General features: G+C 67.9%; 13 protein-coding genes. 12 read left to right on the top strand and 1 reads right to left on the bottom strand.

The genetic code is table 11. The features are described from left to right. Nucleotides 1-100: 100 nt before the first annotated feature. Nucleotides 101-1,231 carry a sugar ABC transporter substrate-binding protein gene (locus KL771_RS03535; RefSeq protein WP_261967187.1) on the bottom strand — a complete coding sequence of 377 codons (1,131 nt, stop codon included), beginning with the start codon at nucleotides 1,229-1,231 and terminating at the stop codon, nucleotides 101-103. 571 nt (nucleotides 1,232-1,802) lie between these two features. On the opposite strand from KL771_RS03535, the gene KL771_RS03530 reads away from it, so the two are divergent. From KL771_RS03530 to KL771_RS03475, 12 genes are all read left to right on the top strand, one after another. Further along, complete coding sequence (locus KL771_RS03530) at nucleotides 1,803-2,519, top strand: GntR family transcriptional regulator (protein ID WP_261967186.1); 717 nt, start codon at nucleotides 1,803-1,805, stop codon at nucleotides 2,517-2,519. An 85-nt stretch (nucleotides 2,520-2,604) separates the two neighbouring features. Further along, nucleotides 2,605-3,252, top strand: a complete 648-nt coding sequence (locus tag KL771_RS03525; protein WP_390866535.1) for a helix-turn-helix domain-containing protein — start codon at nucleotides 2,605-2,607, stop codon at nucleotides 3,250-3,252. 215 nt (nucleotides 3,253-3,467) lie between these two features. Beyond that, nucleotides 3,468-4,376 carry a class II glutamine amidotransferase gene (locus tag KL771_RS03520; protein ID WP_261967185.1) on the top strand — a complete coding sequence of 303 codons (909 nt, stop codon included), beginning with the start codon at nucleotides 3,468-3,470 and terminating at the stop codon, nucleotides 4,374-4,376. Between the two features lie 67 nt (nucleotides 4,377-4,443). Further along, nucleotides 4,444-5,130 carry a GXGXG domain-containing protein gene (locus tag KL771_RS03515; protein WP_261967184.1) on the top strand — a complete coding sequence of 229 codons (687 nt, stop codon included), beginning with the start codon at nucleotides 4,444-4,446 and terminating at the stop codon, nucleotides 5,128-5,130. Between the two features lie 12 nt (nucleotides 5,131-5,142). Next, nucleotides 5,143-6,471, top strand: coding sequence for an FMN-binding glutamate synthase family protein (locus KL771_RS03510; RefSeq protein WP_261967183.1), 1,329 nt, complete (start codon nucleotides 5,143-5,145; stop codon nucleotides 6,469-6,471). Nucleotides 6,472-6,595: 124 nt separating this feature from the next. Then, complete coding sequence (gene glnT / locus KL771_RS03505; protein ID WP_261967182.1) at nucleotides 6,596-7,903, top strand: type III glutamate--ammonia ligase; 1,308 nt, start codon at nucleotides 6,596-6,598, stop codon at nucleotides 7,901-7,903. Between the two features lie 435 nt (nucleotides 7,904-8,338). After that, nucleotides 8,339-8,941 (top strand): amino acid synthesis family protein, encoded by a 603-nt coding sequence (locus tag KL771_RS03500; protein ID WP_261967181.1) that lies wholly within the window; start codon nucleotides 8,339-8,341, stop codon nucleotides 8,939-8,941. Continuing rightward, nucleotides 8,913-9,701, top strand: coding sequence for an alpha/beta fold hydrolase (locus KL771_RS03495; RefSeq protein ID WP_261967180.1), 789 nt, complete (start codon nucleotides 8,913-8,915; stop codon nucleotides 9,699-9,701). Before KL771_RS03500 ends, KL771_RS03495 begins: the two co-directional genes overlap by 29 nt. 8 nt (nucleotides 9,702-9,709) lie before the next feature. Further along, nucleotides 9,710-10,642 carry a flavin reductase family protein gene (locus KL771_RS03490; protein WP_261967179.1) on the top strand — a complete coding sequence of 311 codons (933 nt, stop codon included), beginning with the start codon at nucleotides 9,710-9,712 and terminating at the stop codon, nucleotides 10,640-10,642. A 4-nt stretch (nucleotides 10,643-10,646) separates the two neighbouring features. After that, nucleotides 10,647-11,687, top strand: a complete 1,041-nt coding sequence (locus tag KL771_RS03485) for an LLM class flavin-dependent oxidoreductase (protein ID WP_261967178.1) — start codon at nucleotides 10,647-10,649, stop codon at nucleotides 11,685-11,687. 5 nt (nucleotides 11,688-11,692) lie between these two features. After that, nucleotides 11,693-13,156, top strand: coding sequence for an aldehyde dehydrogenase (locus KL771_RS03480; protein WP_261967177.1), 1,464 nt, complete (start codon nucleotides 11,693-11,695; stop codon nucleotides 13,154-13,156). Between the two features lie 150 nt (nucleotides 13,157-13,306). After that, a complete protein-coding gene (locus tag KL771_RS03475; RefSeq protein ID WP_261967176.1) occupies nucleotides 13,307-14,305 on the top strand; it encodes an ABC transporter substrate-binding protein in 999 nt (332 codons plus the stop codon). Nucleotides 14,306-14,379 lie beyond the last annotated feature (74 nt).

The raw sequence follows: 14,379 nt of genomic DNA, 5'->3' as shown, positions 1-14,379 counted from the left end.
GGGCGCTGTCGACGCCCGGCTCCACGAAACGGAAGTCACGGTCTGGAATGCACGAAACGGAAGAGCGGTGGCCCGGCCGGACCGGGCCACCGTCAGACGATCAGTTGGTGTTCTTCTCGTCCTTGGCCATGATCTCGGTGGCCGTGATGTTCGTGTCGCAGGGCTTGAACTCGTTCACCGTGAAGAAGTTGTCGGTGAGGTTCGACCAGTAGTTCACGCCGTCCTTCAGCTCGGTGTAGGTCGACGCCGGGATCGGAACGGAGATCAGCTGCGGCATCGGGTTGCCTTCGAGGGCCGAGAGGGCGGCCTTCATGGCGATGGCGACGAGGCCCGGCGACTGGCCGATGGAAATGCCCTTCAGGCCGTCCTTGCCGTGCTGGGCGAGCAGCTTGCGGAAGCCGTTCTCGGATTCGCCGGCGATCGGAACCCAGGGATGCTTGCCGTCGATCATGGCGCGCACGACGCCGGTCGAACCGCCCTGGACGATGATGCCTTCGAACTTTCCGTGCGCCGCGATGGCGTCCGCGGTCACCTTCTGGGCGGTGCCGTCGTCCCAGTTGCCGACCACTTCGATGATCTCGAAGTTGGCGTCCTTCTTCATGACTTCCTGGAAGCCGACATGGCGGTCGCGGTCGACCGAGTTGCCGGGCAGGCCGCGCACTTCGAGGATCTTGCCGGTCTTCTTGGCGCCGAGCTGCTCGCGCAGCCAGCGGCCGTACATCTTGCCCATCTCGAGCTGGTCTTCGTTGACCATCATCACCTTGTCGGTGTCGAGCACGTTGTCGAACGGCACGACGACGACATTGTTCTTGTCGGCGAGGCGGATGACGCGGTCGAACCCTTCGGGCGACACGGCGATCGTGACGATCGCGTCATAGCCCTGGTTGATGAAGTCCTCCATCGCGCCGAGCTGGGCGGCGACGTCGGTGCCGGTCGAAATGACCTTGAATTCCTTGATCTTTTCCTTGACGCCGGCCTGTTCGGCATAGGCCTTGGCGGTCTTGATCATCTGGATTCGCCAAGTGTTGCCGACGAAGCCGTTGACGATCGCGACGCGGTACGGGCCGGCCTTCTTGTCCCACTGGAGATACTTGGTCTTGTCGTTCCAGGGCTTGAAGCAGGCCGGATTGGCGCCCGGACCCGAAACCACCTTCGGGCCGGCCATGGCGGCGGAAGACGCGAATGCAAGGCCGGCGACGACCATCGCCGACACGCTGAGCGTGCGAAACATGGAACTCCTCCCTATGATTCAACCCCTTAACGAGGTTGTCTCGCGATGCCCGATGGCCGGACCGATCGCGTTGGCAGCGATTTCATCGGAGTTTTCCGGACTGCGCAACACAAAAATTCGACCTTCGTCTAGAGACGCGCGATCCTGACGTCGACGAAAGGAAGCGCTGCCATCCAGCGGTTTTGTCTGAGAATATGTTGCACGCCGAGCGCGTATGGCGGTTCGAAACACCCGGCAGGGCGGCAAGGCGGGCGAGGCGTGGCATGCCGGGCGGGACGCCGGTCCCGGAGAATCCGGATCGGGATCGAAAGCCGGGACGGCCGGCCGAAATGTCGGTAGGGTCGTGCCCGTGACGCTGCGGCGACGCGAGGCGATTTTCGGCTGCGCGCTGCGGTCGCGTTGCCGGCCGGTGTCGGCGGATGCAATCCGGTTTCCAGGAATGCGGGCCGGCATCCAAGGATGCCGGCAGGGCATCTTGCACTTCATAATATGGCATGCCATCAACCGGCTGGCCGTCCTGCGATCCGATTGCGGGGCCGCGACCCGCTCCCTTTGCCACCGGGCTCCCGCCATGCCATCAAGCGACGTTCGCACTGCCGCCAGGACCGCCGGACCGGATTCGCTCCGCGTCGACCGGCCGGCCAAGACGTTGCGCGAACTCACCCTGGTGAAGATGCGCGAGGCCATCCTGACGCAGCATTTCCGGCCGGGCGACCGGCTGGTCGAACGCGAATTGTGCGAACAGCTCGGCGTCAGCCGGACCATCGTGCGCGAGGTTCTGCGCCACCTGGAGACCGAGGGCCTAGTCACGACGCTGCAGGCGCGCGGTCCGATCGTCTCGCGCACCACGGCCGCCGAGGCGCTCCAGATCTACGAGATCCGCGGTGCCCTCGAAGGCATCGCGGCGCGCGCCTGCGCCGAACTCGGCGACGCGGCGGTCGCGGCCGATCTGGATGCCGCCATCGGCCGCATTCGGGCGGCCTATCGCGGCAAGGACATGGCCGGCGTTCTGGAGGCAACGTCCGAATTCTACGGCACGCTCTTTTCTGCCGCCGGCAAGGACATCGCCTGGAGCATCGTCAGTTCGCTGACCGTGCGCATCAACCACCTGCGCTCGATGACCATAAAGACCCCCGGCCGCGACCAGCAGGGACCGGAGCAGATGCAGCGCATCGTCGATGCGATCCGCGCCGGCGACGGTGCGGCGGCCGAGACCGCAGCCCTGCAGCATGTCCGCGCGGCGTCCGACATTGCCCGCCGGTTGCTGGCGGCCGACGACGCCGTCTGATCGCAAGCGCGCCGTCGACCGTTGCGTTTCCTGCCAATTGAGGAAAGTTTCCTGCGAATGCTAGGGTGCAACCCGTCACGGCCTCATCCGTGACGAGGAGGCGACCTTGACCCAGAACCCGCATGCCGTTCGCGAGCCCAAGGAAAACAACCTGGAAATGGCCATCGGCCATGAGGTTCGTGCGGCGCGCCGGCAGCTCGGCATCACGGTCGCCGATCTGGCCGCAGCGACGGGCCTGTCCATCGGCATGCTGTCGAAGATCGAGAACGGCAATATCTCGCCGTCGCTGACCACCCTTCAATCGCTCTCGCGCGCGCTCGGCGTGCCGATTACGGCCTTCTTCCGCCGCTACGAGGAGCCGCGCAACGCGGTCTTCGTGAAGTCCGGCGAAGGCGTCGAACTGGAGCGGCGCGGCACCCGGGCCGGCCACCAGTACCGCCTGCTCGGCCATATCGACAACAATTCGAGCGGCGTGATGGTCGAGCCCTATCTGATCACGCTGTCGCAGGATTCCGATACCTTCCCGACCTTCCAGCATGCGGGCCTGGAATTCCTGCACATGCTCGAAGGCGAGGTGGTCTATCGCCACGGTGACCAGCTGTTCCATATGCAGCCCGGCGACAGCCTGTTCTTCGATGCCGACGCGCCCCACGGACCCGAACAACTGGTCAAGCTGCCGGCCCAATATCTCTCGATCATCTCCTATCCGAAGAGTGGCACCGAACCCGGCTGACGGGGCGGCCGGCGGCCAGACGGTCCGCCCGCGATCGCCGAGCCGCCGACTGGGGCCTGAACCGGACGCGCGATCCGGGCCGCCGAGCCACACCCCGGCTGCACAAAAGACGGGCATTGTGAACACGCATTGGGAAGAAACTTTTATTCTTTTCAGTTGCGCGCGCCTTGGCGCTGGCCTATCGTTGGGGCCAGTCGATATTGCGAGGGATCACCATGTGCGGGATCGTCGGGCTCTTCCTGAAGGACAAGTCGCTGGAGCCGGAACTCGGGCGGCTATTGTCGGACATGCTGATCACCATGACCGATCGCGGGCCGGACTCGGCCGGCATCGCCATCTATGGCGCCGAGGCCCCCGGCTTCGCCAAGATCACGGTCCAGTCGCCCGACCCGGCACGTGACTTCCCCGGCCTCGACGCGCGCCTCGCCGCGGTGACCGGCGTGACGGTCGATCTCGCCGTCAAGGATACACACGCGGTCCTGACCGTGCCTGAAGCGAGCCTGGACGCGGTGCGTGCGGCGCTCGTGACCGTCGCGCCGACCGTTCGCGTGATGGGGGCCGGCGCCAGCGTCGAGATCTTCAAGGAGGTCGGCCTGCCCCGGCAGGTGGTCGAGCGTTTCGGCATCGCCGCCATGGCCGGCAGCCACGGCATCGGCCATACCCGGATGGCGACCGAATCCGCCGTCACCACGCTCGGCGCGCATCCCTTCTCGACCGGTCCGGACCAGTGCCTGGTCCATAACGGCTCGCTCTCCAACCACAACAATCTGCGCCGCGAGCTGAAGCGCGTCGGCGTCGCCTTCGAGACCGAGAACGATTCCGAGGTCGCCGCCGCCTATCTGACGGCGGCCATGCGCGGCGGCAAGGATCTCGGCAAGGCGCTGGAAGGCGCGCTCGCCGATCTGGACGGCTTCTTCACCTTCGTGGTCGGCACCCGGTCCGGCTTCGGCGTGCTGCGTGATCCAATCGCCTGCAAGCCGGCCGTGATGGCCGAGACCGACCGCTACGTCGCCTTCGGCTCGGAATACCGCGCCCTCGTCAACCTGCCCGGCATCGAGGAGGCCCGCATCTGGGAGCCCGAGCCGGCCACCGTCTATTTCTGGGACCACGCCAAGGCCGCCTGACCGCGCGGGACCCGTCCGGTCCCGCCCTGTCGTTCCGCCGCCCGCACCCGCCTCCAGGACGCCAGCCATGCCCGTCTTCGATCTCGCGGTCGCCCCGTTGCGCGACCTCAATGCCGCCCTGCACGCCGTCGGCGCCGGTGCCAACGACACCCATTTCGAGGTGGTCAATCCGCGCGGCCATCATGCCGTTGCGGTCGGGGCCGACGCCCCGGTGACGATCGCGGTGCGCGGGTCGGTCGGCTACTACTGCGCCGGCATGAATGCGGAGGCCGCCATCACCATCCACGGCTCCGCGGGTCCGGGCGTTGCCGAGAACATGATGTCCGGCACCGTGGTGGTCGAGGGCGACGCCTCGCAATATGCCGGCGCCACCGGCCGCGGCGGCCTCCTGGTCATCAAGGGCAATGCCGCCTCGCGCTGCGGCATCTCGATGAAGGGCATCGACATCGTCGTCCACGGCAATATCGGCCACATGTCGGCCTTCATGGCGCAATCGGGCAATCTGGTCGTGCTCGGCGATGCCGGCGAGGCGCTCGGCGACAGCCTCTACGAGGCGCGCCTGTTCGTGCGCGGCAGCGTCAAGAGCCTCGGCGCCGACTGCATCGAGAAGGAGATGCGCCCGGAGCATCACGCCATCCTGGCCGATCTCCTGGCCCGGGCCGGGGTCGAGGGCGTCGCGCCGAGCGAGTTCAAGCGCTACGGCTCCGCCCGCAAGCTCTACAATTTCAACATCGACAATGTCGACGCGTACTGAGCGAGGCGCGCCATGAGCTACCAGAACCCGCCGACCCCGCCGCGCAAGTCCGCCACCTTCGACGACTACACGCTGGCCGAAATCCGCCGCGCCGCCGCCACCGGCATCTACGACATCCGCGGCGGCGGCACCAAGCGCAAGGTGCCGCATTTCGACGATCTCCTGTTCCTCGGCGCCTCGATCTCGCGCTATCCGCTCGAAGGCTACCGGGAGCGTTGCGACACCGCCGTCACGCTCGGCACCCGCTTCGCCCGCAAGCCGATCCAGCTCAAGATCCCGATCACCATCGCGGGCATGAGCTTCGGCTCGCTCTCGGCCAACGCCAAGGAGGCGCTCGGCCGCGGCGCCACGCTGTCCGGCACCTCGACTACCACCGGCGACGGCGGCATGACCGAGGAAGAGCGCGGTCATTCCAGCATCCTGGTCTACCAGTACCTGCCGTCGCGCTACGGCATGAACCCGCGCGACCTGCGCCGCGCCGACGCGATCGAGGTCGTGGTCGGGCAGGGTGCCAAGCCGGGCGGCGGCGGCATGCTGCTCGGCCAGAAGATCTCCGACCGCGTCGCCGAGATGCGCACCCTGCCCAAGGGCATCGACCAGCGTTCGGCCTGTCGGCATCCCGACTGGACCGGCCCGGACGACCTGGAGATCAAGATCCTCGAACTGCGCGAGATCACCGACTGGGAGAAGCCGATCTACGTCAAGGTCGGCGGCGCCAGGCCCTATTACGACACCGCGCTCGCCGTGAAGGCCGGTGCCGACGTGGTTGTGCTCGACGGCATGCAGGGCGGCACCGCGGCGACCCAGGACGTGTTCATCGAACATGTCGGCCAGCCGACGCTCGCCTGCATCCGCCCGGCCGTGCGCGCGCTGCAGGATCTCGGCATGCACCGCAAGGTACAGCTGATCGTCTCCGGCGGCATCCGCTCCGGCGCGGACGTGGCCAAGGCGCTGGCGCTCGGCGCCGACGCGGTCTCGATCGGCACCGCTGCGCTGGTGGCGATCGGCGACAACGATCCGAAGTGGGAGGACGAGTACCGCAGGCTCGGCACCACGGCGGGCGCCTATGACGACTGGCACGAGGGCAAGGACCCGGCCGGCATCACGACGCAGGACCCGGATCTCGCGGCCCGGCTCGATCCGGTCGCGGCTGGCCGCCGGCTCGCCAACTATCTGAAGGTCATGACCCTGGAGGCGCAGACCATCGCGCGCGCCTGCGGCCACAACCATGTGCACAATCTCGAACCCGAGGATCTGTGCGCCCTGACCATCGAGGCGGCGGCCATGGCCGGCGTTCCGCTGGCCGGGACGGAATGGATCCCCGGCAAGTCCGGCTTCTGAACGATGCCGGCCGCCGCGCGGCGGCCGTCACGGAATTTGCATCCGGCTCCGCCGTCGGGCGCAGGGCCGACGCGTCGAGACGAGGCTACCGCCCGGGGGTGTGCGGGCCGACAAGAGGGACGTCATGGCACAGGATCTGGCCGCCTTCGCCGCCGAGCGCGGTGTCAAGTATTTCATGATCTCCTACACGGACCTGTTCGGCGCCCAGCGCGCCAAGCTGGTGCCGCGCCAGGCGATCGCCGACATGCAGGCCGAGGGCGCCGGCTTTGCCGGCTTCGCCACCTGGCTCGACCTGACGCCGGCCCATCCGGATCTGTTCGCGATCCCCGATCCGGCCTCGGTCATCCAGCTGCCCTGGAAGCCCGAAGTCGCCTGGGTGGCGGCCGATCTCTCCATGGAGGGCGAGCCGGTCGCGCAGGCGCCGCGCATCGTGCTGAAGCGGCAGGTCGAGGCCGCCCGGGCCGCCGGCTACCGCGTCAAGACCGGCGTCGAGGCCGAGTTCTTCCTGATCACGCCGGACGGGTCGGCCATCTCGGATGCCGCCGACATGGCCGAGAAGCCCTGCTACGACCAGCAGGCCCTGCTGCGCCGCTACGACGTGATCGCCGAGATCTGCGATGCCATGCTGGCGCTCGGCTGGAAGCCCTACCAGAACGACCACGAGGACGCGAACGGCCAGTTCGAGATGAACTGGGAGTATGACGACGCGCTCGCCACCGCCGACAAGCATTCCTTCTTCAAGTTCATGGTCCGCTCGATCGCCGAGAAGCACGGCCTGCGCGCGACCTTCATGCCCAAGCCGTTCAAGGGGCTGACCGGCAACGGCTGCCACTGCCACATCTCGGTCTGGGACCTGGCCGGCCAGGTCAACGCCTTTGCCGACAAGGCGATGCCGTTCGGCTTGTCGGCGGCCGGCAAGGCCTTCCTCGGCGGCATCATGAAGCATGCCTCCGCGCTCGCCGCGATCACCAATCCGACGGTCAATTCCTACAAGCGAATCAATGCGCCGCGCACCATCTCGGGCGCGACCTGGTCGCCCAACACCGTGACCTGGACCGGCAACAACCGCACCCACATGGTGCGCGTGCCCGGCCCCGGCCGCTTCGAATTGCGCCTGCCCGACGGCGCCGTGAACCCCTATCTGCTGCAGGCGATCATCATCGCCGCCGGCCTCGAGGGCCTCGCCACCTCGGCCGATCCGGGGCCGCACTCCGACATCGACATGTATGCCGAGGGCCACAAGGTGACGGGGGCGCCGAAGCTGCCCTTGAACCTGCTCGATGCGCTGCGCGAGTTCGAGAAGGACCCGTCGCTGCAGGCCGCGCTCGGCACCGAATTCTCGGCTGCCTATCTGAAACTGAAGCACGGCGAATGGCAGTCCTACTGCAGCCATTTCACCGCCTGGGAGCGCGAGACGACGCTCGACGTGTGAGGTCGGGCCGGAACCGGGCCGGGCGGCAAGCCCGGCTCGGTATCGAACGGGGCATCGGAGCCGGGCCGGCGGCGGGCCGGTGCTACTCGCCATGCCGGCTTCGGATGATGCTGCGAGATTGAGTCCAGCGTCAGCGTTCAAAAGAATGCGTCACGAGGGACCACGCTCGACGTCGTGTTCGAGTCATGTCTTGTTTTTGTGCTTTCCAATATTGCCCTTCGAGGGGCGATCATTTTCAAGCGATACCATGGAATTTCAGGGAGACGCGTGAGCGGAAGCCGTTCCGGCCGAAAGGCTGGTGCGGCCGCAACGCGTTGCTTTCATAAAGGCTTCAGTTCGACGAAAAATCTTGCGGTCGTCTTTCTGATGGCCCCTTGACGTTCAGAATTTTGGCATACCATAATCCGTATGACGAGATGATGGTAGGTCGACAGAATGGCACTCGTGATCAGGAAGACGCTGCTTCAGGTCGAAACGACGCTGGTCGAGGGCGGTCGGACGGCCCCGCGGCCGCTGGTGCTCTATGCGGCCCTGGCGGTGATCAAGAATCCCTGGGCCGGCCAGGGTTTCGTCGAGGATCTGAAGCCGGCGATCCATGCGGCGGCGCCGGTTCTCGGCAAGCTCCTGACCGACATGATCCTCGGCGCGGTCGGTTCGGGCGCGGCGGTGGAGGGGTACGGCAAGGCGGCGCTGGTCGGCCTCGACGGCGAGATCGAGCATGCCTCGGCGCTGATCCACACGCTCCGCTTCGGCAATCACTACCGCCAGGCGGTCGGCGCCAAGTCCTATCTGTCCTTCACCAACACGCGCGGTCCGGCCAATGCACCGCTGATGATCCCGCTGATGGACAAGGCCGACGAGGGCCGCCGCTCCCACTATCTGACCATCCAGACCGCCATTCCGGATGCCCCGGCCGCCGACGAGATCGTCGTCGCGCTCGGCGCCTCGGTCGGCGGGCGCCCGCACCACCGCATCGGCGACCGCTATCAGGACCTGAAGGATCTCGGGAATGATCTGGACAACCCCGCAGCGGTCTAGGACGCCATCCGGCGCGGCCTATTGGGAGACCGGGCGGGGCGAGCCGCTGGTCCTGATCCATGGCGTCGGGCTGCGGCTCGAAGCCTGGCTGCCCCAGATCGCGGCCTTGCGGCAGACCCATCGCGTCATCGCGCTCGACATGCCGGGCCATGGCGACAGTGCGCCGATCGCGCCGGGCTCGGCGCTGCCGGCCTTCGTCACCTGGCTCGGCCGCACGCTCGACGAGATCGGGCTCGACCGCGTCAACCTGGCCGGCCACTCCATGGGGGCCCTGATCGCGGGTGGCGCGGCCGCCACCTTCGGCGACCGGATCGCCCGGGTCGCCTTGGTCAACGGCGTGCATCGCCGCGATCCGGCGGCGAGCGCGGCCGTACTGGCACGCGCCCGGCTGATCGCCGCCGAGGGGATCGATGTCGATGGTCCGCTGCAGCGCTGGTTCGGCGACGATCCGGCGGTCGCCGAGGCGCGCCGGCAGACGCGGGACTGGCTCGCCGGCGTCGATCCGGCCGCCTATGCCACCGCCTATTCGGCCTTCGCGTCGGGCGACGCGGTCTATGCCGACGCTTGGCCCCGGGTCGCCTGTCCGGCCCTGTTCCTGACGGGGCGTGAGGATCCGAACTCCACGCCCGCCATGGCCGAGGCGATGGCGGCTGCGGCGCCGCGCGGCGCGGCGGTGATCGTCCCGGGCCACCGGCACATGGTCACGCTGACCGCGCCGGACACCGTCAATGCCGTGCTGGCCGACTGGCTGAAACGCTGAGGCATCCGATGAACGGACCCGGTCTCGATCCCCGCCAGCTGCGCAACGCCTTCGGCGCCTTCATGACCGGGGTGACGGTCGTCACCAGCCACGACGCGGACGGCCGCCCGGTCGGCTTCACGGCCAATTCCTTCGCCTCGGTGTCTCTCGATCCGCCACTGCTGCTCGTCTGCATCGCCCGCTCGTCGCGCAACTACGCCGTCTTCACGGGTGCCTCCGGCTTCGCCGTCAACGTGCTGGCCGAGACCCAGAAGGAGGTTTCCAACACCTTCGCGCGCCCGGTCGAGGACCGCTTCGCGTCGGTCGACTGGATGACGGGGCCGAACGGCGCGCCGGTCTTCCCCGGCGCCGCCGCATGGTTCGACTGCACGGCCGAACGGGTCATCGAGGCGGGCGACCATGCCATCCTGATCGGCCGGGTCGAGGCCTTCGAGAATGCGGGGCTGAACGGCCTCGGCTATGCGCGCGGCGGCTATTTCACCGCCGCGATGGAGGCCAAGGCCTCGGGCGCGGCGGGCGAGGGCGTGGTCGAGGCGGCGGCTGTCGCCGAGCGCGGCGGGGCCGTGCTGCTCGTCGAGGATGCGGCCGGCCGGCTCGGACTGCCGCGCTGCACCGTCGTCGAGGGCACCGCGCCGCGCCGGATCGTCGATCTGATCCAGGGCGGGATCGGGCTCGCCGCCACGGTCGGCTTCCTGTTTTCGGTCTACCAGGACCGCGCCGCCGGGCGCCAGCATGTCGTCTATCGCGTCGCGCTCGGGGAGGGCGTGCCGGCGCGCGGCCGCCTCTTCGGCCTCGACCGCCTGCCTTTCGACCGGCTCGACACCGCCCAGACGGCCGACATCCTGCGTCGCTACGCGGCCGAGAGCGCACTCGGCAATTTCGGCCTTTATGTCGGCAATGAAACCGCCGGGCGGGTCCACCCGCTGTCTCGGGAGGCGTGACGCGATGAAATTCTCGCTCTTCGTCCACATGGAACGGCTTGATGCGTCTGAGAGCCACGCGCAGCTCTACGAGGAGTTCTGCCGCCTGTGCGAGATCGCCGACCAGGGCGGCATGACCGCCATCTGGACCGGCGAACACCACGGCATGGAATTCACCATCGCCCCGAACCCCTTCATCAATCTCGCCGATCTGGCGCGGCGGACGAAGACTGTGCGGCTCGGTACGTCCACCGTGATCGCCCCCTTCTGGCACCCGATCAAGCTCGCCGGCGAAGCCGCGATGACCGACATCATCACCGGCGGCCGGCTCGATGTCGGCATCGCCCGCGGCGCCTACACGTTCGAATACGAGCGCCTGATGCCCGGTCTCGATGCCTGGCAGGCCGGGCAGCGGATGCGCGAACTGGTGCCGGCCATCAAGGGCCTCTGGGCCGGCGACTACGCCCATGACGGCGAATTCTGGCAGTTCCCGTCGACCACCTCGGCACCGAAGCCGATCCAGCAGCCGCATCCGCCGCTCTGGATCGCCGCGCGCGACCCCAACAGCCACGAATTCGCGGTGGCCAACGGCTGCAACGTCAAGGTCACGCCGCTGTGGAACGGCGACGACGAAGTCGCCGGCCTGATGGGCAAGTTCAATGCCGCCTGCGCCAAATACCCGGAAGAGCCGCGGCCGAAGATCATGCTGCTGACGCACGGCTATGTCGGTACCGATGCGGACGACATCGCGCAGGCGGTCCGCGAGATGAGCGTCTACTACAACTACTTCTTCGCCTGGTTCAAGAACCAGCGCCCGATCCGGCAAGGCCTGATCGAGACCCTGACCGAGGCCGATCTGGCGGCGAACCCGCAGGTCTCGCCCGAGGTCATGCGCCGCAACCTGCCGGTCGGCACCGCCGACGAGGTGATCGAGCGGCTGAAGCGCTACGAGGCGCTCGGCTACGACGAATTCTCGCTGTGGATCGATACCGGCATGAGCTTCGAGCGCAAGCGCGCCTCGCTGGAGCGTTTCATCGCCGATGTCATGCCGGCCTTCGCGGAGTGACCCCCATGCAAGCCTTCGACGCCTATCTGGACGGTCACTTCGAGCCCGGCGAGGCCCGGTTCGAAAGTCTCGATCCGGCCACCGGCCTGCCCTGGGCGACCATGCCCGAGGCCCGGGCCGGCGATGTCGACCGCGCGGTTGTCGCCGCCGAGCGGGCGCTCACCGAGGGGCCGTGGGCGACCATGACCGCGTCCCAGCGCGGCCGGCTCCTCTATCGTCTCGCCGATCTGGTCGCCGCCCATGCCGGCGAACTGGCCGAGCTGGAGACCCGCGACACCGGCAAGATCATCCGCGAGACCTCCGCGCAGATCGCCTATGTGGCGGAATATTACCGCTACTATGCCGGCCTTGCCGACAAGATCGAAGGCAGCGTGCTGCCGATCGACAAGCCCGACATGGAGGTTTGGCTTCGGCGCGAGCCGATCGGGGTGGTCGCCGCGATCGTGCCGTGGAACAGCCAATTGTTCCTGGCTGCGGTCAAGATCGGCCCGGCGCTCGCCGCCGGCTGCACCCTGGTGGTCAAGGCCTCCGAGGACGGACCGGCGCCTCTGCTGGCCTTTGCCCGGCTCGTCCACGAGGCTGGCTTCCCTGCGGGCGTGGTCAATGTCATCACCGGCTTCGGCCATACTTGCGGGGCGGCGCTGGCCAGCCATCCCAAGGTCGCCCATATCGCCTTCACGGGCGGCCCGGCGACCGCGCGCCACATCGTGCGCCATTCGGCCGAAAACCTCGCCTCGACCTCGCTGGAACTCGGCGGCAAGTCGCCTTTCATCGTCTTTGCCGATGCCGATCTCGACAGCGCCGCCAACGCCCAGGTGGCCGGCATCTTTGCCGCCACCGGCCAGAGCTGCGTCGCCGGCTCCCGGCTCGTGGTTGAGCGCTCGGTCAAGGACCGCTTCCTAGCCCTCCTGAAGGACCGGGCGGAAGCCGTCCGGATCGGCGGCCCGCTCGACATGGCGACCGAGGTCGGCCCGCTGTGCACGGCGCGCCAGCGCCAGCATATCGAGGCCCTGGTCGCCCGCTCGGTCGCGGCCGGCGCGCGGCTCGTCGCCGGCGGCAGCACACCGGTCGGGGAAGGTTTCTACTATCCGCCGACTATCCTCGACTGCGACGGCACCGACGCGCCGGCGCTCGCCGAGGAATTCTTCGGGCCTGTCCTGTCGGTGGTCTCCTTCGAGACCGAGGCCGAGGCGCTCAGGATCGCCAACGACACGCTCTACGGCCTCGCCGCCGGGCTCTTCACCCAGAACCTGACCCGGGCGCACCGCATGATGCGCGGGCTCCGGACCGGCATCGTCTGGGTCAACACCTACCGCGCCGTCTCGCCGATCGCCCCGTTCGGCGGCACCAAGCTCTCCGGCCACGGCCGCGAGGGCGGGCTCGCCGCCGCGCTCGACTACACCCGCACCAAGTCGATCTGGCTCAGGACCTCGGACGCGCCGATCCCCGACCCCTTCGTGATGCGCTGAGGCGGCCGCGCGCCGCCCGTCGCGTCATCCCGGCAGGACCGCCTGCCCAAAGACAAGAAGATTTGCCGCGGAATCGATGAGGCAGGCCGCCGACTGCGTCCCGTCGGATGCGGGGCGGCCCGGAATGCACGCAGCAAAGGATTGAGGGACATGAGGAACGTGATCGCTTGCGCGGCCTTTGCCGCTGCCGTCGGGCTCGCCGCGCCCGCACTCGCCGCCGACATGGTGTTCGTCAGCTGGGGCGGCACCACCCAGGACGCCCAGAAGGCGGCCTGGGCCGAGAAGGCCGGCCTTTCGGTCCTGCAGGACGGCCCGACCGACTACGGCAAGATCAAGGCCATGGTCGAGGCCGGCAAGGTCGCCTGGGACGTGGTCGACGTGGAAGGCGACTATGCCGTCCAGGCGGGTGATGCGGGGGTGCTCGAAAAGCTCGACTTCTCGGTGATCGACAAGTCGAAGCTCGATCCGCGCTTCGTGACCGACTACTCGGTCGGCAGCTTCTATTATTCCTTCGTGATCGGCTGCAATCAGGATGCCGTCAAGGCCTGTCCGAAGACCTGGGCCGATCTGTTCGACACGGCCAAGTTCCCCGGCAAGCGCGCCTTCTACAAGTGGTCGGCGCCCGGCGTGATCGAGGCGGCCCTGCTCGCCGACGGCGTCGCCGCCGACAAGCTCTACCCGCTCGATCTCGACCGGGCCTTCAAGAAGCTCGACACGATCAAGAAGGACATCGTCTGGTGGACCGGCGGCGCCCAGTCGCAGCAGCTGCTGGCCTCCGCCGAGGCGCCGTTCGGCTCCTTCTGGAACGGCCGGCTGACCGCGCTGGAGAAGACCGGCGTGAAAGTCTCGGTGTCGTGGGACGGCAACATCACCGCGGCGGACTCGCTGGTCGTGCCGAAGGGCTCGAAGAACAAGGCGGCCGCGATGAAGTTCATCGCCTACGCGTCGTCGGCCAAGGCGCAGGCCGAGTTTGCCGCGGCGTCGGGCTATGCGCCGACCAATCTCGGCTCGCCGGCCCTGATGGACCCGGCGCTCGCCAAGACCCTGCCGGACCAGCAGACCGCCAAGCAGATCAATGCCGACATGACCTACTGGGCCAAGAACCGCGATGCCATCGGCACGCGCTGGTACGCCTGGCAGGCGAAGTAAGCGGGCAGGCGAAGTAAGCGGGTAGGCCAGATGACTGGGGCAGGCCGGGCGACGGGCCTCGCCGACTGAACCGA

The sequence above is a fragment of the Prosthecodimorpha staleyi genome (genome assembly GCF_018729455.1).
Lineage (GTDB): Bacteria > Pseudomonadota > Alphaproteobacteria > Rhizobiales > Ancalomicrobiaceae > Prosthecodimorpha > Prosthecodimorpha staleyi.
This window is presented reverse-complemented; position numbering and strand designations above follow the sequence as displayed.